The following is a 17899-nucleotide window of genomic DNA, read 5'->3' on the forward strand; positions in this document are numbered from 1 at the left end:
ACGCCGTATCGTTGCCACCGGACGGGTGGAGACGCTAAACGCCTGTGGAGTGCCGGTAAGACGGGCACACGTGCCCGCACAGCGCAGTGAAGCAGGAAGCCCCCGGAAGGGTCAGGCGACCCAGGCCCGGAATCCCTGGACTTCAGGCCAGGGAGCACGTCAATTGATGAGATCGAGGAAGCTGAGCACTCGGTGGGTGACCTGCGCCGCGGCGTGCTCATCGTGCGACGGCAGGCTGCTGTCGGTGAAGAGGTGTCTGTCGCCGGGATAGAGGAAAAGCTCAGCGTTCGCCGCCGTCTCGCCGAGTGCTCGGGCCGCCTTTACATCACCCTCCCCGGCAAAGAAAGGATCTGCGTCCATGCCGTGGATCTGGACCGGGACGTCCTGGGGCCAAGCGTCGCCCAACTCCGTGACTGGGATGCACGCCTCGAGCAGCAGCGCGCCCTTCGCTCCGGGGCGGGACTGGGCCAGTTTCTGTGCCGGCAGGACACCAAGCGAGAACCCGAGGTACACGAGGCCCGCAGGCAGCTTCTCGGCGGCGGCCGTCCCGCGCGCAATGATCGTGCCGAACCCCACCGTCTCGACGTAGCTGATGCCTTCATCGAGACTGTCGAAGACCTGTCCCTGGAAAAGGTCAGGGGGTGTGGACGGTGTGCCCGGCCCGTCGCATCTGCTCGGCAAACTCGCGGACTCCGGCCGTCAACCCGCACCCGTGGTGGAAAACCAGCACTTCAGCCATGTCGTTCCCCTCGCACTGGCATGTCGTTTCCCCTCGAATCTAGGTGCCTGGGCGGCACCGCTGCACGAGTATGGTCCGCAGCACTGACAACCGCGTGGTCCCCAGGCCCAGCGCTCATGCAGAGGTTCCGAAACCTCGACCGCTATGCGTACACCGGGAAGGATGCTTGGAATGCGAGGCGGCGATCGGCTCCGTTGCCGATGTGTTCAAGCAGCTCGTCGAGCGCGAGGTATTCCGCCCAATGCTGTTGGCCTGTTGCGTGCGCCAGCCGCGAGATCAGGAGGTCTTCGAGTTCTGCGACGCGTTTGTTCTTCCAGACCTTGTCGGCCGTACTCACCAGCAAGTCTTCAAACGTCGCGTCGGGATCCGTCCAAGAGGCGTGAGTTCCGGCGAAGCGGGCCAGGTCCGGGCTGAATCCAAGAGCCAACAGCATTTCTCGGCCGGCCTCTTCGTGTGCTGAGCCAGGCCCGGACAGTTCGGCGACGTGCACAGCTTTGCCGATGTCATGTGTCGCTGCTCCGAAGAGAACGGCGTCGCGGTTGACGACGATGTCCGGACAGCGATGCTCTGTCCATTCCACCAGTTGATACGCCACGTCATGGACGGCTCGCAGATGGGCAGCCAACCGCGGCGGAGCATTCAGGGACCGGAGAAGGTCTGTCACCGAAGACGGAAGCGGCCGAAGTGGCGGATCGGTGGAGGCAAGCAAAGCCCGGGACAGGGCGTCTGATGGTGTCACCGGTTCAGGTTACTGACGCGGCCTGACGGCCCCCTGCCCACTGACCCGAATCGGTGGGCAGGGGGCCGTCTGCGGGGATTACCTGGGATGGGTGGGCCGACCGACGTCAGGCGGCGCTTCACGGCAGTTCGAACGGGACCGGGGCCGTTGTCAGTGGCAGGGTACAGACTCGGGGCCATGGACGAGGATGAGGTGTTGCGCTGTCTCGCCGAGGCGGAGTCCGGTCGGCTGCGGCCCGAACTCTGCGGCGGACGGTACGTGGCCGTGGCGTACGACATCGACGGTACGGACGACGAGGACGCGTTCGAGGACGAGGCCGACGAAGGCTTCGAGAACGTCCGCGTACTGGGAGAGGTCTCGTCGGTCTACGAGGCGTTCGATCTCCTCATGGCCGAGATGGCTGACGATGCCGAAGCCAAGAAAGCTCTCGGCGCGGCCGGGCTTCCTTTGGTTGACGATGACCGGGACGGCGACTTGCTCGACGAGGGCCAGGGCGATGACCAGGGTGACGGCCAGGGCGGCGGCCAGGACGGCGACCGGAACAACGACTTGGACGACGACGATCCGGACGACGACCCGGACGATGAATTCGACGACGACCGGGGCGCCCCCGCCCTCCCGGGAATCACCTCGCCCGCCCGGCGCTACCTCGCCTACACGGCGCTGAGCTGGACGGCGCCCATGGACCTGGTGACCAGCAGCCACCACGAGAGCTACTACCTCGGCCACGCCCCGGCACTCTTCGACGGCGCCCGGTTCCGCTTCCTGTGCAGCGCTGCACCGCCGCATCACGAGGAGGCATGGGCAATTCTCGAACTCCAGCCCACGGGTGAACCCTCGGACGCCGACCGCGCCCTGATGACCGCGTCCGCCCTCGGCGACACCGAAGCAATCAGCGCGGCCCTCACGGCGAACGCGGACGTGAACGCCCTGGACGAGCATGGCATGACGGCCCTCCATGCCGCTGTGGCCCACCGTCGGCCTGGCGCTGTGACCGCTCTGCTCGCCGCGGGGGCCGACCCCGCCCGCCAGGCGGAGTTCGGCAACGCACCCCACTTCGCCGGGCTGGACCATCGGCAGCGGGTCCGCTCCTGCGCCGACCGGCTCGACGGCGCCGAGCACATGGCGGTCATACGGTCGCTCCTCGACTCAGGAGCCCCCGTGGACGCCCACGACCGGGATGGCGCGACCCTCATCGACCTGGCTCTCAACACCCTGCCGTACCCAGCAGAGTTGGTGAGCCTTCTCGTGGACCGGAGCGCTTCCAGCGGTCTGTTGGGGAACAGGACGCTGGGCCACCTTCTCGACCGCCTGCCCTACCGCGACCCCCGAGCGCTGCGCACCCACGTCAACAAGGTGCGGTTCCTTCTCGACGCCGGCGCCGACCCGAACGCCGCGGAGAACGACGGGGCGGTCTTCACTCACCGACGTCCCGCACTGCACGCTCTCCTCACCGGCACCGTCTACTACGCTCACGAGGTGCCCGGCGAGGTGTTGGCGGCCCTGGTCGATGAGCTGCTCCGGCACGGCGCCCGGGACGTCCCGTACCGGGGAGAAACGGTCCTCGAGCAGGTCGAGCACCGGTTGGACGACGAGCGCTTCCAGAACTACCGACCCGTGGCAGACCGGCTCCGCGCCACCGCGACGGAGCAACAGGCCCGCTGACCCCTGTCTGTCCCAGCGCCCTACTGGCACTCACCGGCGACAGGGGGGTGACCACCGATGCCCGCGCCTCATGGGAGGCGCCGGTCCGCGGCCCCCCATTGGCGGCCCAGTCGTGGGTCGGACCGCGGCTGTCGTAGCCGCACTGGAAGATGGATATCGGATACCGCGCCTATCTGGACATTCTGCGGATGACCAGGGGCGCCTTCTCCTGGCAGTTTCTCTTCACCCAGGCGCCCCTGGGCTCGGAGGAGTTCTCCCGGGTCCGGGGCCGCGTGGAGGGCATGCTCGATCAGTTGCCGAACCTGTTTCCCCAGCACGACTACGAGCCGCTCAGGCAACGCCTGGCCGCCCGGGTGTGAGTCCGGCGCTACCTTCTGCACGTCTCCTTCTTCCTCACCGCAGGAGCAACAGCGACAACGTGGCGGCCCTGACCCGGCAACAGGCAGGGGCCAACGGGAGGGCTCAGGCCGCGCGGCGTGGTGGGCAGCCGCCGTGCGAGCATGAGTGGCCATGCCCACGACGCCGACGGTTGCCGAGGAGCCAGCGTGAGACGGAACGTCGGATTGGCGGTCCCTCTGGCGGCTGTGGCGTTGCTGACCGCGTGTGGGAGTTCGGCGGGAGACACCCACCCCTGCACCCTGGTGGACGCGCCTGCCGGGATCCGGGTCAAGGTCGCGCCGAAGCTGGCTGACAAGGTGGCCGACGCGACCCTTACGGCCTGCTGGGACGGGAGATGCCGAAAGCGCATGCTGAGGCTGCGGGAGAGCGGGTCGGAAGAGCCGGCGTCCCCAGGGAACCCCGTGATGACCACGGAATCCGCTTCCGCCACAGAGAGCCAGGTAGCCAGGCCCTCCCCGAGCCAGGAGCCCTTTGTCTGGCCCGGCTTTGCACGCATGCATGACCTGCCGAGGAAGCCGATACGCGTCACGCTGGTATTCAAGAACCGGGAGGGCGCCACCGTGCTGGACCGACAGATCCGGACCACCCCGAAACCCACCTATCCCAACGGTCGCAACTGCTCGCCGAGCAACCGCCAGGCGCGTCTGACGGTCACAGAAGAACGCTCGCTGATCCCACGCTGACCGTGCGCTTCACAACGGCACAACGGCACAACGGCAAAACGGCACAACGGCGCAACGGCGCAACGGCTTGACCCCGGCAAGACGCCGCCGGGGCCCGCAGAAGGCAAACCGCCTAGTCTTGGGCGCGCGCTTCGCGTGGGTACCGTCCCTCCTGGTCTTCGGGAGTGCCGGGGCGGGCTCGCACGTCAACGGAAGAACAGAAAGCGGAAACGGGGGATGGGACATGGGCTTTCGCGACAAGGTCCGCGGCATCGGTGACTCGGTGGGCAATGCTGCCGCCTCGGCGGCTGCGCGGGGTCGCGAACTCACGGACCGGGGCGCCGAGGCACGGCGCAATGGGGCGGTCAACTCCGGGGAGTGGGTGCTCAAGGCGGTACGCGCGCTGCCGGCGCCGGCCGCTCCGGCTCGCGAGCCCTGGGAGTTCTCCTTGGGCGCCCTGGTCTCCCAGCACCCGAGGGTGCCCGCCCTCACCGCCAAGGCGCTGCGGCCCCTCAGGAGCCTGGGGGCCCTCAGCTTCGGGCCGGAGTCGGTGGGGTTCGACGGGGAGGACATCCCCTGGAAGAAGGTCGTCAGCCTGCGGCTGCACAACGCGTTCGCCGCGATGAGCACCGAGGGGCTGGACCAGGAGGTGGACCGGATACGTGACGTGCTGCCGCCGTTGCCGGGGCGTAAGTGGGCGGTGACCAAGGTCGTCGAAGGGCTTGGCTCCGTGGTGCTGGCCTCGCTGGAGCGGGCCTCGGGGCAGCGCCTGGACACGGTGGACGTCGCCTCGGAGATCACCTACCGCGGTCTGCTGGGCCGTGAGTCGACCCTGCGCGCGAGCCTCTTCCCCACCGCGCTGCTGGCCCACCAGGTGGAGGTGGCCCACAGCCTGGTCGCCACCGCTCAGCAATGGAACATCCCGGTCCTGCCCGCCGAGCCGGTCGACGTCGACACCGTCGCCCGCATCCGGGCACTCCGGGCCCGCGCCGACAAGGTCTACGACGAACTTCTGGTGGACGAGGATCGCGAGTCGCTCGAGTCCGGCCAGGGGCACGAATCCCAAGGGACCGACGCCCAGCGGGCCGACGCCTAGGTCCGTGTCTCCTCGGTCAGGTACCTCGTGTTCTGGGCGTGCTCAGCAGCGGGGATCCGACCGACGGCCGTCGTCGATGCCGGGGCGGCCTGACCGCCGAGATCCACTTGGTGGCTGATGGCAAGTGCCGTCCGCCTGGCCCTGGTCATCACCCCGGACCGGCGGGCGGACCGCACCCAGCTCGAACGGAAGCCAGGCACGGCACGTCTACGCTTGCCGACCATGGCACTTGTGCCGACTCACGGTGGCCAGGACGCCCGCCGGGGTGGAAGTCGAGCCCGGAGATCCGGTCCGGCTGCGCGGGGACATTGGTCCGGTAGGACCGGGGCGCGGACGTGTGTCAGCAGGGCGCGCCGCGCGCCACGGGTGTCGGCGCAGCGCGGTGCCTCTCCACGCTGAGCAGGGTCGCTGCGACCAGGTTATGGCTGGTTCGCTCGTGATCCGCCCGACAGGGTCCTAGGCTTCCGCCGTGAACGACACCGCACATGGCATACGGATCAGACCGGGCAGCCCGGCCGACGTGCCGGCCGTTCTGGACCTGCTCGACTCCGCGGTGGTCTGGATGAACGAGCGCGGGAACACCGAGCAGTGGGGCACGACGCCGTACTCGCAGAAGCCCGGCGGGGTGGAGCGGGTCGAGCGGTACACGACCGAGTACGCGCCCTACATCGCGGAGTTGGACGCAACCCCCGTCGGGGCCCTGGTGTTGCACACCGGGCCCAGCCCGCAGATGCCGCTCGCGCCGGCCGGGGAGGCGGAGCGGTACGTCCGGCTGCTGGTCTCCGACCGACGGCACGCCGGTCGGGGCATCGGGGCGGCGTTGCTGGCCCATGCCGTCGAGGAGACCCGGCGGGCCGGCGTGGACCTGCTGCGGGTCGACTGCTGGGCGGGCGGCGGGGGCGAACTCGTCGCGTTCTACGAGCGCAACGGTTTCACCCCCACCAACCGTTTCCTGCTCGGGGCCTGGCCGGGACAGGTGCTGGCCCGGCGGGTCGGCTGACGGACGGCGCGGGCAGAGAGGGAGCGGAGAGGGCAACGCCTCCCGTGCCTGCCTCACCTCCCGCCTCAAGCACGACGGGGCTGGGACAGCGTTCCGCACCATGGCTGACGATGACGGCGGTGACCGGCTGGTGTCGGCGGGGCAAGGGGGCAACTGCTCCCTGTCTCCCACTATTAAAGTTTGACTAGTCGAGGTCGCGGTCGTACTGTCGGGGTCCCAGTTCGGCGCTCACCCTTTGGGCAGTGATGCCCGAGTGGCGGGGGATGCCGGGGACATCCGAGATGCGATGAGGCGGAGGACCGTTGACGGAAACGCTGATACGGGCGAACGAGACGATGGTGCCGGTGCTGCCGTGCGCGGACGTGGAGGAGACACTGGCGTTCTACCAGGCGCTCGGATTCAAGGTCACCTACGAACAGACGCGCCCGTACCTCTACCTCGCCCTGGAGTGGAGCGGTTTCGCGGTGCACTTCGGCAGGCCGCCCCAGGACCATGACCCGGCCAGGGAAGACGGCGGCGCCTGTCTGGTCATGGTGGACGAAGTCGCCCCCTACCATGCCGCCTTCACCCAGGCCATGCGCGCCGCCTACGGCAAGGTGCTGGCCAAGGGAGTCCCGCGCATCACACGTTTCCGCCGCGGCCAAACGCGGTTCACCCTTCTCGACCCGTCCGGCAACTCGCTCATCTTCATCCAGCGGGACGAGCCGATCGAGCTCGAATACGGCGGCTCCAAGAAGCTGCAGGGCCTGGCCCGGGCGCTCGACAATGCCCGTATCTTCCGCGAGTTCAAGAACGACGACCGGGCTGCCTTCCGGGCCGTCTCCTCCGCACTGCGCAGGCACGGCGACACCGCTGCGCCCCTTGACCGGGCCCTGGCCCTGGCCACCCTCGTCGAGCTTGCCACCGCCCTGAACGAGCGTGATCACATCGACGCCTGGGTCGGTGAGCTGGAACAGATCCAGCTCACCGACACCGAACGCAGGCGCGTCGCAGCTGAACTGCACCATGCCGAAGACCTCACGCAATGGCTCGCCGAACATTCCACCAGGGCAGGCACGCAGGACGACTCTTCTCAGTGATCCGCCCGCCTGCCCATACCTCCGCTTCCGGCGGCAACGATGTTCCCGGCGCAGGCGGGGCGGGACCCATCCATGTGTCGCCTCTGGCAGAAGGTGACGGGATGCGACCAGTGCGGTCTCAGCGGGGTATCCCCAGTTCGCCCGCACGCAGCCCGGCCTGGAAGCGGGAGTCGGCCTCGAGCGTGGCCATCAGCTCGGCCACGCGCCGTCGGTAGGTGCGTAGCGAGAAGCCGAGCCGTTTGGCCGCCGATGCGTCGGTGAGTCCCGAAGCGAGGGCTTCGAGGATCATGCGGCCGTCGGCATCGAGGTGCGGGACGTCGCTGCGCAGATAGGTGTCGAGACCGACGGCGCTGTCCCAGAGCGCCTGGAACAGCGAGTGGACGCCGTCGACCAGGATCTGCGACGTCGTCACGGTGTACTCGCGGCCGGTTGGGGTCTCCCGGCCGGCCAGGATCATCACCCGCCGGTCGATGAGGATGGTCTCGTGCGGCAGCGGCGAGCCGCTGATCCGCACGAGAGCCCCCTTGCTCTGCACCAGCCGCAGGTGCGTGCGGGCTTCCTCGTCGGCGAGCGCGACCGGGCTGAGCAGCTTACGAGTGGTGAAGTCGGGGGAATCCGCAGCACGCATCCGGTTCCCGATCGCTGCCCTGGCCTCCGGTTGCGACCAGGTCCTGAGGTCCCGGGCCGCGCACAGGAACTCGGTCTGCGCGGATTCGAAGAGATGACCGGCACGCATGATCAACTCTGCGTCGCCACGGACTGAGAACACCTGTTCATTCGGCACCCCGCCAGTTTGGCAGCAAGTTGCCACGAGCTCGCGGGGCGTCATGGCGGCGGACACCATGAGCCTCATGACGACCAAGACGTTCTCCCTGGGCGGAGACCTGACCATCAACCGGCTCGGCTTCGGCGCGATGCGCCTGGCGACGGGTACCTTCGACGGTCCGCCGCGAGCCCCTGAGCGCGGCATCGCGGTGCTCCGGCGCGCCGTGGAGCTCGGCGTCAACCACATCGACACGGCCGGCTTCTACGGCAGGGGAGCGGTACGGGCCAACGAGCTGATCCGTACGGCATTGACCCCCTACCGTGACGACCTGGTGATCGCGACGAAGGTCGGACCGCTGCTCGGACCGAACGGAATGCCGAGCGGTCAGGCGACGCCTGACCAGCTGCGCGGTCTGGTCGAGGCGGACCTGCGCTCCCTCGGGCTGGACCGGCTCGACCTGGTCTATCTGCGGGTGGGCGGGATCACCGGACCGGGTGGCGAGTCGATCGCCGAACGGTTCGAGGTGCTGGCCGAGCTCCGGGCGGAGGGGCTGATCCGGCACCTGGGCATCAGTAATGTCGACGCAGCCCAGTTCGCCGAGGCCCGGGCGATCGCGCCCGTCACGGCGGTGCAGAACCAGCACACCGGTGACATGGGGCTGCTCGCGGAATGCGAGGCAGCGGATATCGCGTACGTGCCGTACTTCCCGCTCGGCGGTGGCGGCAGCCCACTCGACACCGAACGGCTCGGCAAGGTCGCGGCGCGCCTGGGCGCGACCACCGCGCAGGTGCAGATCGCCTCGCTGCTGGCGACATCGCCGTCGGTGTTGGCGATTCCGGGCACCGGTTCTCCCGATCACCTGGAGGAGAACCTCGCGGCCAACGATCTCCGTCTCAGCGACGAGGACCTGTCCGACCTGCGAGGCTGACCGGTCGGCTCCGGAAGTCAGCTCGGCCGCCATCCCCTTTGCCGCCGCCTGCCCGATCTCCCCGACGCCGACACTCGGCAGCCGCGCAGGGAGACCTTCTTCTTCCTCCAAGCGCCGGACGGCACCCCGGCCGTGGTGACCTCTGGGCAGGCGCAGGCGGCGGGCGTTCATTCACGCGCGGCATTCCACCGACAGACCTTCTGGCGATCCGAAAGCGCCGACTTCGGCGGCGTCGACGCCGCGCTCATCGCAGAAGGCGAGCACCTTCCGGGTCCGGGCCGGCCGTCGGTCATCGAGCTGGTGACCGGGCTTCGGGACGCTCCAGTGTGGCTTCGGGACGCTCCAGCGCCACCGTCGGCAGCCGCCTGGCGAGCGTCGCGGGGAGCCACCATGCGCGGCGGCCGAGCAGTTGCATCGCGGCGGGCACGATGAGGCAGCGGATGACCAGCGCGTCGAGCAGGATCGCCACCGCGAGACCCAGACCGAACTGCTGCAGCATGCGGCTGGGGCTGAGGATGAAGGCGGCGAAGACCACGATCATGATGGCCGCAGCCGCAGTGATCACCTTGCCGGTGGCGGCCAGGCCCTCTCGAACCGCATGAGCGTGGTCTTCGGTGCGCTCCCACTCCTCGTGGATGCGGGAGATCAGGAAGACCTCGTAGTCCATGGAGAGTCCGAAGACGATCGCGAAGATCATCACGGGGATGAAGGCTTCGACGGGCCCCGGCTGCACCCCGAACCAGCCCTTTTGGAAGACCAGCGTGATCGCGCCCAGCGCCGCTGAGATGCTCAGCAGATTCAACAGCGCCGCCTTGAGCGGGATCAGGGCCGAGCGGAAGACCACCATGAGCAGCAGCGACGACATTCCGACGACGATCACCACGAAGAGCGGCATCCGCTGTGTGATGCTGTCGGCGAAGTCCTGGGTAGTGGCGGTCGATCCACCGACCAGGAACTCCGCGCCGGTGTCCCGCTCCAGCGGTGGCAGTACGTCGTCCCGGAGCCGGTGTACGAGGTCGGTGGTGCCCTCGTCCTGCGGCGCGGCCTCCGGGAAGACGATCAGAGTGGCGAGTCTGCCGTCCTTCGACGGCAGCGCGGGGCTGGTCGCGGCAACACCGTCGGCCTTGACGAGGGCCGCCCGCGCGGCATCGCCTGCCGCCTGGTCACCGTCCACGACGACGATCAGCGGACCGTTGAAGCCGGGGCCGAAGCCCTCCGCGAGGAGGTCGTACGCCTGCCGACTGGTCGAACTCCGCGGGTCGTTGCCCGCGTCGGCGAAGCCGAGGCGCATCTGCAGTGCCGGAGCGGACAGCGCAAGAAGCGCGATGAACGCGGCCAGCAGGGAGGGCAGCGGGCGACGCTGCACCGCTGCGGCCAACTGCCGCCAACGGGAGCCGTCTTCCCTCCCCTCGGCCTTGGCCTTCTCGGCGCGCTTGAGTACATGGTGCTGGATCCGACGACCGAACAGGGCGAGCAGGGCGGGCAGCAGGATCAGCGAGGCCGCCACGGTGATCAGCACCGTCAGCACCACCGCCAGGGCGACACCCTGCAGCGAGCCAAGGCCGAGCACAACCAGGCCGAGCAGCGCGAGGACCACGGTGCAGCCGGCGAAGAACACCGTGCGCCCCGCGGCGTCCAGGGCGGACCGGGCCGCAGTGTTGGGATCTGCGCCGTGGATCAGCTCGTGCCGGTAGCGGTAAAAGATCAGCAGTGCGTAGTCGACGCCGACACCGAGCCCGACCAGCATCATGATCGGCGGGGTGAAATCGGCGACGGCGAACAGGTGAGAGGCGAGGGCGATCAGCCCGACCGCACCGCCTACCGCGAACAGTGCGGTGACCAGTGGCAGCGCGGCCGCCACCAGCGAGCCGAAGAGGAGCACCAGAATGACGAGCGCGGCGAGCATGCCCGCTCCTTCGGCAGAACCGCTGTCTTCCTCCTCCGCGCCGCGCACAGCTTCGCCGCTGAGCTCGACCCGTAGACCGTCCTGGGCGGCGGCCTGCGCGGTGTCCATGATGTGTGTGACGTCGTCCTTGGGCACGCTCTGCGCCTTGTCGTCGAGCGTCACCGTGGCGTAGCCGATCGTGCCGTCTTCCGAGACGGCAGAAGCGTCTGCGAAGGGGCTGCGCACCTCGGTGACGCTGGACTTGCCGCGTACCTGATCAAGCATGTGTTCCACGGCCGGCTTGCGCTCCGCGATGCCCTGCGGGTGCTCGAGGACGATCTGGATGCTGTCCCCGGCCTGCAGCGAGCTGTGCTGCTTCATCAGATCCGTTGCTGCCTGGGACTCGGTGCCGGGCAGCGTGAAGTCGTTGCGATAGTTGCTGCCGGCCGCCTGCGAGCCGACCGTGATCACGGCCAGCAGGAGTATCCAGAGCAGCACGGCGGCCCTGCGATGGCGCTGGGACCAGGCAGCGAGCCGTCCGAAGGTACCCGAGGAAGAGGCGGTGCCGGACGGGGCCGAGGCGTTGTTCGCGGGCGTGCCGCGTGAGTCGGACACGATTACCTGCCCTTGTTCTGTCGGAGCGGACGGCCGGCCCGATGTGCGCCGATCACTGCGCCGATGAGGGCGCACAGGATGGGCACAGCGAAGAAGGCGGCCGGCAGCGTGCCGCCGCTCCCATCGCGGGCGCGGTCATGGACGGGGGTGAAGAAGGCGCCCATGGCTTCGGTCAGCAGAAAGCCCGTTGCTCCGCCGACCAGGAGGCCCAGCAGGGCGGCTGCGGCCTTGCCGCGTATGGACGGTTCGTTCATACGGGGAGCATGCGGGGCTGCTTCTGCGGCAGGCGTCAGCCCGCGGCGGACACTCGTGCTACCCCAGCGGTTGCGGTCCGGACGGACCGGTGTACGCCGGTGGTTGCGGGCCGGCGGATCGCTCGGCCCCGGCAGGTCAGTCCGCCAGCCAGCCGGGGCGGACCATCCCTGACTCGTACGCCAGGACGACCAGCTGGGAGCGGTCGCGGGCGTCCAGTTTCGTCATGATCCGGCTGACGTGGGTCTTGGCGGTGGCCGGGCTCAACACCAGCCGGTGGGCGATCTCGTCGTTGGTCAGCCCGGCCGCGACCAGCTCCATCACCTCGCGCTCCCGCCCCGTCAGCGCATTCAGGCGTGGGCTCGGCTCGGGCGCCGCGACCCGGCCGGCGAACTCCGCGATCAGCCGCCGTGTGACGGAGGGGCTGATCAGCGCATCGCCGCGCGCCGCCACCCGTACCGCCTGCAGCAGCTCCTCGGGCTCGGTGTCCTTCACCAGGAAGCCGGTGGCGCCTGCCCGCAGCGCCCCGTAGATGTGCTCGTCCAGGTCGAAGGTGGTCAGGACGACCACCTGCACCTCGGCGAGATGCGGATCGGCGGCGATCAGGCGGGACGCCTCGATTCCGTCCATGCCCGGCATCCGGATGTCCATCAGGACGACATCGGGGCGCAGTTCCCGGCAGGCGGCCACGGCCTCCGCGCCGTCGCTCACCTCTCCGACCACGGTGATGTCGTCCTCGTCGTCAAGGATCGAGCGGAACCCGGCGCGCACCAGGCGCTGGTCGTCGGCCAGCAGAGCCTTGATCATGTGAGGGTCGGCTCCGATCGTCACGTGACTCGGTTGGTGAGGCCCCGTCGCCGAAGGCGGACCAGGCTCAACTCTCGTACGGAATACGGGCCGTGACAAAGAAGCCACCGCTCGGCCCTGGACCCGCGGAAAGGTCGCCGCCGAGCGTAGCCGCCCGCTCCCGCATGCCGGCAATGCCGCTCCCCCCGGTGCCGTCACTCCTGGATTTACGGTCCAATGCGCCCGTCGCGTCCCCGTCGTCCTCGATCGTCAGCGAGAGCTGCCGCCCCCCGAAGCCGATCCGCACCTCCACCGCCGTGGCCCCGCGAGCATGCCGGGTCACATTGGTCAGCGACTCCTGAACGATCCGGAACGCCGCGAGATCCGCCGCGGCGGACAGCGCGCGTGGCCGCCCCCAGTTGTGCACATTGACATCGAGCCCCGCCGACTTCGCCGAGGCCACCAGCTCATCGAGGCGGGCAAGTCCGGGCGCGGGCCGCGTCGGCACCTCGGCGTCGACCTGGCGGAGCACACCGAGCGTGGTGCGCAGCTCCCGCAGCGCTTCCCGACTGCTCTTCTTGATCGCTGCGAGGGCCTCCTCGGCCTGTTCCGGGTGTTTCTTCAGCCGATGCAGCGCTGCGCCGGCCTGCACATTGATCAGCGAGATGTTGTGCCCGACGACGTCATGCAGGTCGCGCGCGATCCGCAACCGCTCCTCGGTGGCCCGGCGTCGCGCCTTCTCCTCCGCGTAGGCGAACTGCCTGAACCGCATCGTGCCGAGTGCCACCATCGCCACCAGCCAGCCGGTGAGCATGAAGAGCGTGACGCCGTTGATCTCTTGGTTGCCCGCCAGCGTCCCGACGCCCACACCGATGACGGCAACGGCGGCGATGGCCACCGCCGCCCGGAGTCCGCCCTCGGCGGCCACCGAATAGAGCGCGACGATCAGGGCGATCATAAGAGGGCCGTCGTACTCGCTGGTGAGGTAGTACGCGGCGGTGCCGGCCAGGACGAACAGCGCCACGGCCACCGGATACCGACGCCGGAACGACAGCGCCCCGCACGAGGTCACGATCAGCAGCCAGCCGAGGACGGTCATGGGCCAGGATTCCGCGGAGTTGCGGATCAGCGCCGCCGCACTCCCGACGGCAACCAGCAGGACAACACCGCAGGCCGGCGCCAAGTCCGCCGTGCGACCGTGCGGAAGCCGCAACCGACGCGTGGTCTCACTTGCCATGCGACCAGCGTAGGCAGCCGCTGTGCCCCGCACCGTCGGCCGCACGGCGAAACCTTCCGCACCACTCAGCAACCACGGGTGTACGCCGACCTGCCCCGACCGCAACCCCTGGTGTAGGACAGATGCCCGCCCACGGCCGACGCCCGCAGCTCCGCCTCCCGTCCATTCTCGGCGGCATGAACACGTACGCGCACGAACCCCGGACCCCGACGCTGCTGAAGCGCCTGAACTGGCCCCTGACGACGGGACTGGCAGCCGTGGCGCTGATCAGGCCGCTGTTCTCGATCACCGGCCTGAGCGACAGCCTCGGTAAACCGGTCACCCCGTTGATCCTCACGGTGGCCATCTCGGCGGTCTGGATCGGCGCCGGCGCCCTCAGCAGGGTGCGGGAGCCCCTGCTGACCCTCATCGCCGCCGGCCTCGCCTATGCGCTCGGCACCATCGTGCTCAGCGGAGTTCTCTCGCCCCTGCTCGACGGCGAGTTGGCCGGTCCCCTCGCCCATCCGCAGGCGATCGCCCCCCTCTTCGCCGTCAACGCCGCCTGGGGCGCCCTCTGCGGCGCCTGCGCCTTGGGCCTGCGCAGAGTCCGCCGACGCGCTGACCTCCCCGATCGCGCTGACGGCTGACCCACCGGACAGCCCCGGCGGGGGATCGGGACAGCACCTATGCTCTTACCCGGCCGGCTCGGGACTCCAGGTAGCGTTGCTCGGCGAGGCTGGCGGTGGACTTCGCGGCGCGCCTGTAGTGCTCGTACGCTCCGGCCGTGTCGCCGGTCTTCTCCAGCAGATGCGCCCGTACGGACAGCAGCCGGTGATGCCCGGCCATCCGCTCGTCACCGTCCAATGTGGACAGCAGGGCCAGCCCGGCCGACGGGCCGTCGATCTCGGCGAGCGCGATCGCCCGGTTGAGGGTGACCATCGGGTTGGGCGCGATCCGCTCCAGGATCAGATAAAGGGCGTGCACCTGCGCCCAGTTGGTCTCCTCGGCCGTGGCCGCGTCGGCGTGCGTGGCGGCGATGGCGGCCTGCAGCTGGTAAGGCCCCAGCGCCGGGCCGGCCAGCGACGCCTTGACCAGTCCTACTCCCTCGTCGATCAGCCCGCGGTCCCACTTCGTACGGTCCTGCTCGTCCAGCGGCACCAGGTCGCCGGCCGCCGTCGTACGGGTTTCGCGGCGGGCGTGGGTCAGCAGCATCAGCGCGAGCAGCCCGGTCACCTCGCCGTCGTCGGGCAGCTGCGCGTGCACCGTCCTGGCCAGCCGGATCGCCTCGTGCGCGAGATCGGCGCGGTGCAGCTCGCTGCCCGAGGAGGCGGTGTAGCCCTCGTTGAAGATCAGGTAGAGGACGTGCAGGACGACCCGTAGCCGCTCCTCGCGCTCCGCACCGACGGGCAGGCTGAATGAGCTGCCGGCGGCCTTGATGCGCTGCTTGGCCCGGCTGATCCTGGCCGCCATCGTGGCTTCCGGCACCAGGAACGCGCGGGCGATCTCGGCAGTGGTCAGGCCGCCGACCGCCCGCAGCGTCAGGGCGGTCTGGGAGGCCGCGGTCAGCGTCGGATGGCAGCACAGGAACAGCAGCACGAGTGTGTCGTCGGTGTCCGGCACGTCCTCGGGCACCACCTCGGTGGCCGTCGCCGACTCCCGCTCGCGGCGCGCGTGGTCGCTGCGCAGCTGGTCGATGAGCCGCCGGGCCGCGACAGTCACCAGCCAGCCGCGCGGGTTGTCCGGCACTCCCTCGGCCGGCCACTGCACGGTGGCGGCGAGGAGGGCCTCCTGCACGGCGTCCTCGCATCCTTCGAAGTGGCCGTGCCGGCGTACCAGCGTGCCGAGGACCTGCGGCGTGAGCTCACGCAGCAGGTCCTCGATGGCTGTTGCTGTCATGCCTCCAATTGTCCGTCAGCGAACATCACCTGCCGCACCTCGACCCCCAGACCCTCGATCGCGGTGTCCGGGATCTGTGCTGCCAGCTCGATCGCCCGCTCCTTGTTCTCGCAGTCGATCAGGTAGAAACCGCCCAGAAACTCCTTGGACTCCAGAAAAGGTCCGTCGGTCACCACCGGCTGGCCGTTGCGTACGGACACCACAGCGGCCTGTGACGGGTCGACCAGCGCCTGCGTGGTGATCAGCTCGCCGGACTTCTTCAGCGCCTCGATGAACTTGCCGTGTCCGTCGCCGATCGCCGCCTTCTCCTCGTCGGTCAGCGCGTCCAGCACGGCCGGGTTGATATGCATGCTGATCAGGAACTGCATTTCGTACTCCTCGTTGGTTCGCAAGCCCCGGCGGGGCCCTTCGACCGGTTGGTCGGAGCCGCTGCCGTCGTCTTGACATCCCCGCCAGAACTTTCGCACGGGTTTTCTGCCGTCGCATCGCCCCGACCGCGAGGCCGTCGTTCCGGACCGCGAGGCTGTCATGCCCGGTGACTCACCGTGGCAGACGAGACAGGTCCGTCCGTACCGATGTCAAGAAGCTCCCGACTGCTCCGACCAACCGGCGAAACGTCGAGAGAACAGGGAGTTTCCGATATGCGAGTCAACCGGACGTGGCTGGGACTGGTCCTCCTCATGCTGCCGACATTGCTCGTCGCGATGGACATGACGGCGTTGCTGCTCGCGCTCCCACGGCTGAGCGCCGACCTGGGTGCCACCAACGTCCAGCAGCTGTGGATCAGCGACAGCTACGGACTCATGGTGGCCGGCCTGGTCATCACCATGGGCACGCTCGGCGACCGGATCGGCCGCCGACGGCTGCTGATGATCGGCGGAGCGGCGTTCGCGGTGCTGTCGGTCGTGGCCGCCTTCGCGGTCAGCCCGCTGATGCTGGTCGTCGCACGTGCGCTGCTGGGTGTCGCCGGAGCGACCCTGGCGCCGTCCACGCTTGCTTTGATCACCAATATGTTCCGCGACGAACGGCAGCGCGGGCAGGCCATCGCGATCTGGGCGACGTGCCAGTTCGCCGGCGGCGCGTTCGGCCCCGTACTCGCCGGATTCCTGCTCCAGCACTTCTGGTGGGGATCGGTGTTCCTGGCCGCTGTGCCGGCGATGGCGTTGCTGCTGCTGGCCGGGCCGATCCTGCTGCCGGAGTTCCGCAGCGAACAGGCCGGCCGACTGGACCTGGCCAGCGTCGGGCTGTCGCTCGTGGCGGTGCTGTTGATGATCTACGGCATCAAGCAGCTGACCGTCGAGAGCGTGCCGGTCGTGCCGGCGGTGGCCCTTGTCGTCGGCGCAGCCCTCGGATTCGTGTTCGTACGCCGGCAACTGCGGCTGGAGACCCCGCTGCTGGATCTGCGGCTGCTCCGCAACCGCCCGTTCACGGCCGTACTCGTCGCGCTGGTCTTCGCCGGCATCGCCATGGCCGGCACGGGCCTGCTGGTGACCCAGTATCTGCAGAACGTACTGGGCTTCTCGCCGGTCGCGTCGGCGGTGCTGTTCGCACCGATGGGCCTGGGTGTGGCGGTCGGCACCATGGCCGCGCCGGCGCTGGCCCGGCGGATGAAGCAGACCACCGCGATCGCCGGCGGGCTGGTGGGTTCGGCGCTGGGCAGTCTGCTGCTGGTCGGCGTCGAGGGTGCGAGCGCCCTGCCGTTGGTGCTGACCGGCATCACCGTACTGGCGCTGGGCACCGGCCCGCTGTTCGCACTGGGCACCGGGCTGATCGTCGGGTCCGCACCGCCGGAGCGCGCCGGCTCGGCGGCGTCCATGTCGGAGACCGGCAACTACTTCGGCGGTTCGCTCGGTTTCGCGCTGCTTGGCGTGGTGGCGGCGGTGGTCTACCGCAGCCGGATGGACGGCACGTCCGACTCGCTGGCCGGCGCGGTCGCCGCCAGCCGGCGCCTTCCCGCCGGCCAGGGTGCGGAACTGCTGCACACCGCGCGGGAGGCGTTCACCGCCGGCCTGCACGTCATCGGTGTCGTCGCCGCGGTCATCTTCGCCGGGCTGGCCGCACTCGTCCTGACGATGCGCCCGGCAGCCCGGACCGCCCCGGCCGCACTCCCGGAGCCCGGGACGACTCGCTCGTAGAACCCCGCCGAGACCGACGCTGTGGTCGGCGTGTCCGAGTT

The 17899-nt window shown here is 69.3% G+C and carries 17 protein-coding genes and 1 pseudogene; 9 read left to right on the forward strand and 9 right to left on the reverse strand.

The window, feature by feature from the left end:
* Positions 1–159: 159 nt before the first annotated feature.
* Positions 160–739 (reverse strand): annotated as a pseudogene (locus ACTWQF_RS08070) (dienelactone hydrolase family protein).
* 142 nt (positions 740–881) lie between these two features.
* On the reverse strand, positions 882–1460 hold the full coding sequence (locus ACTWQF_RS08075; RefSeq protein WP_443278943.1) for an HD domain-containing protein: 579 nt from the start codon (positions 1458–1460) through the stop codon (positions 882–884).
* Between the two features lie 195 nt (positions 1461–1655).
* Between ACTWQF_RS08075 and ACTWQF_RS08080 the strand changes: the two genes are divergently transcribed.
* From ACTWQF_RS08080 to ACTWQF_RS08105, 6 genes are all read left to right on the forward strand, one after another.
* A complete protein-coding gene (locus tag ACTWQF_RS08080) occupies positions 1656–3143 on the forward strand; it encodes an ankyrin repeat domain-containing protein (protein WP_443278496.1) in 1488 nt (495 codons plus the stop codon).
* A gap of 149 nt (positions 3144–3292) precedes the next feature.
* Complete coding sequence (locus ACTWQF_RS08085) at positions 3293–3502, forward strand: hypothetical protein (protein WP_443278497.1); 210 nt, start codon at positions 3293–3295, stop codon at positions 3500–3502.
* Between the two features lie 444 nt (positions 3503–3946).
* Positions 3947–4225 carry a hypothetical protein gene (locus ACTWQF_RS08090; protein WP_443278498.1) on the forward strand — a complete coding sequence of 93 codons (279 nt, stop codon included), beginning with the start codon at positions 3947–3949 and terminating at the stop codon, positions 4223–4225.
* Between the two features lie 223 nt (positions 4226–4448).
* Entirely contained in the window at positions 4449–5300 is an 852-nt protein-coding gene (locus ACTWQF_RS08095) for a hypothetical protein (RefSeq protein ID WP_443278499.1), read from the forward strand.
* 469 nt (positions 5301–5769) lie between these two features.
* Positions 5770–6300 carry a GNAT family N-acetyltransferase gene (locus tag ACTWQF_RS08100; RefSeq protein WP_443278500.1) on the forward strand — a complete coding sequence of 177 codons (531 nt, stop codon included), beginning with the start codon at positions 5770–5772 and terminating at the stop codon, positions 6298–6300.
* 302 nt (positions 6301–6602) lie between these two features.
* Positions 6603–7379 carry a glyoxalase gene (locus ACTWQF_RS08105; RefSeq protein ID WP_443278501.1) on the forward strand — a complete coding sequence of 259 codons (777 nt, stop codon included), beginning with the start codon at positions 6603–6605 and terminating at the stop codon, positions 7377–7379.
* A 118-nt stretch (positions 7380–7497) separates the two neighbouring features.
* Here ACTWQF_RS08105 and ACTWQF_RS08110 read toward each other — a convergent pair whose 3' ends face one another.
* Complete coding sequence (locus tag ACTWQF_RS08110; RefSeq protein WP_443278502.1) at positions 7498–8163, reverse strand: DNA-binding response regulator; 666 nt, start codon at positions 8161–8163, stop codon at positions 7498–7500.
* A gap of 67 nt (positions 8164–8230) precedes the next feature.
* On the opposite strand from ACTWQF_RS08110, the gene ACTWQF_RS08115 reads away from it, so the two are divergent.
* Positions 8231–9073 (forward strand): oxidoreductase, encoded by an 843-nt coding sequence (locus ACTWQF_RS08115; RefSeq protein ID WP_443278503.1) that lies wholly within the window; start codon positions 8231–8233, stop codon positions 9071–9073.
* 289 nt (positions 9074–9362) lie between these two features.
* Here the strand turns inward: ACTWQF_RS08115 and ACTWQF_RS08120 are convergent, their stop codons facing one another.
* The 4 genes from ACTWQF_RS08120 to ACTWQF_RS08135 all read right to left on the reverse strand — a co-directional run bounded on the left by ACTWQF_RS08120 (position 9363) and on the right by ACTWQF_RS08135 (position 13848).
* Positions 9363–11573, reverse strand: a complete 2211-nt coding sequence (locus ACTWQF_RS08120; RefSeq protein WP_443278504.1) for an MMPL family transporter — start codon at positions 11571–11573, stop codon at positions 9363–9365.
* A 2-nt stretch (positions 11574–11575) separates the two neighbouring features.
* The gene (locus ACTWQF_RS08125) at positions 11576–11827 is read right to left on the reverse strand and encodes a hypothetical protein (protein ID WP_443278505.1); all 252 of its coding nucleotides are present in this window, start codon (positions 11825–11827) and stop codon (positions 11576–11578) included.
* A gap of 136 nt (positions 11828–11963) precedes the next feature.
* Positions 11964–12632 carry a response regulator gene (locus tag ACTWQF_RS08130; protein ID WP_443278506.1) on the reverse strand — a complete coding sequence of 223 codons (669 nt, stop codon included), beginning with the start codon at positions 12630–12632 and terminating at the stop codon, positions 11964–11966.
* A gap of 67 nt (positions 12633–12699) precedes the next feature.
* Positions 12700–13848 carry a sensor histidine kinase gene (locus tag ACTWQF_RS08135; RefSeq protein WP_443278507.1) on the reverse strand — a complete coding sequence of 383 codons (1149 nt, stop codon included), beginning with the start codon at positions 13846–13848 and terminating at the stop codon, positions 12700–12702.
* 176 nt (positions 13849–14024) lie between these two features.
* On the opposite strand from ACTWQF_RS08135, the gene ACTWQF_RS08140 reads away from it, so the two are divergent.
* The gene (locus ACTWQF_RS08140; protein WP_443278508.1) at positions 14025–14474 is read left to right on the forward strand and encodes a hypothetical protein; all 450 of its coding nucleotides are present in this window, start codon (positions 14025–14027) and stop codon (positions 14472–14474) included.
* A gap of 37 nt (positions 14475–14511) precedes the next feature.
* On the opposite strand, the gene ACTWQF_RS08145 is transcribed toward ACTWQF_RS08140, so the two are convergent.
* Together ACTWQF_RS08145 and ACTWQF_RS08150 are read right to left on the reverse strand one after the other, a co-directional pair.
* Positions 14512–15723, reverse strand: coding sequence for an RNA polymerase sigma factor (locus ACTWQF_RS08145; protein ID WP_443278509.1), 1212 nt, complete (start codon positions 15721–15723; stop codon positions 14512–14514).
* Positions 15720–16091: a YciI family protein gene (locus tag ACTWQF_RS08150; protein WP_443278510.1), complete on the reverse strand. Its 372-nt coding sequence runs from the start codon at positions 16089–16091 to the stop codon at positions 15720–15722. Before ACTWQF_RS08150 ends, ACTWQF_RS08145 begins: the two co-directional genes overlap by 4 nt.
* Positions 16092–16364: 273 nt before the next feature.
* On the opposite strand from ACTWQF_RS08150, the gene ACTWQF_RS08155 reads away from it, so the two are divergent.
* Complete coding sequence (locus ACTWQF_RS08155) at positions 16365–17858, forward strand: MFS transporter (protein WP_443278511.1); 1494 nt, start codon at positions 16365–16367, stop codon at positions 17856–17858.
* Positions 17859–17899: the final 41 nt, after the last annotated feature.

Source organism: Streptomyces sp. 8N114, from assembly GCF_052245835.1.
Taxonomy (GTDB): Bacteria; Actinomycetota; Actinomycetes; order Streptomycetales; family Streptomycetaceae; genus Streptomyces.

Bases quoted from the DNA above. Each gene is read 5' to 3' on its own strand.
- ACTWQF_RS08095 (WP_443278499.1), top strand. From the start codon at position 4,449: ATGGGCTTTCGCGACAAGGTCCGCGGCATCGGTGACTCGGTGGGCAAT.
- ACTWQF_RS08135 (WP_443278507.1), bottom strand. From the start codon at position 13,848: ATGGCAAGTGAGACCACGCGTCGGTTGCGGCTTCCGCACGGTCGCACG.
- ACTWQF_RS08090 (WP_443278498.1), top strand. From the start codon at position 3,947: ATGACCACGGAATCCGCTTCCGCCACAGAGAGCCAGGTAGCCAGGCCC.
- ACTWQF_RS08140 (WP_443278508.1), top strand. From the start codon at position 14,025: ATGAACACGTACGCGCACGAACCCCGGACCCCGACGCTGCTGAAGCGC.
- ACTWQF_RS08130 (WP_443278506.1), bottom strand. From the start codon at position 12,632: ATGATCAAGGCTCTGCTGGCCGACGACCAGCGCCTGGTGCGCGCCGGG.
- ACTWQF_RS08115 (WP_443278503.1), top strand. From the start codon at position 8,231: ATGACGACCAAGACGTTCTCCCTGGGCGGAGACCTGACCATCAACCGG.
- ACTWQF_RS08145 (WP_443278509.1), bottom strand. From the start codon at position 15,723: ATGACAGCAACAGCCATCGAGGACCTGCTGCGTGAGCTCACGCCGCAG.
- ACTWQF_RS08085 (WP_443278497.1), top strand. From the start codon at position 3,293: ATGGATATCGGATACCGCGCCTATCTGGACATTCTGCGGATGACCAGG.
- ACTWQF_RS08155 (WP_443278511.1), top strand. From the start codon at position 16,365: ATGCGAGTCAACCGGACGTGGCTGGGACTGGTCCTCCTCATGCTGCCG.
- ACTWQF_RS08080 (WP_443278496.1), top strand. From the start codon at position 1,656: ATGGACGAGGATGAGGTGTTGCGCTGTCTCGCCGAGGCGGAGTCCGGT.
- ACTWQF_RS08125 (WP_443278505.1), bottom strand. From the start codon at position 11,827: ATGAACGAACCGTCCATACGCGGCAAGGCCGCAGCCGCCCTGCTGGGC.
- ACTWQF_RS08150 (WP_443278510.1), bottom strand. From the start codon at position 16,091: ATGCAGTTCCTGATCAGCATGCATATCAACCCGGCCGTGCTGGACGCG.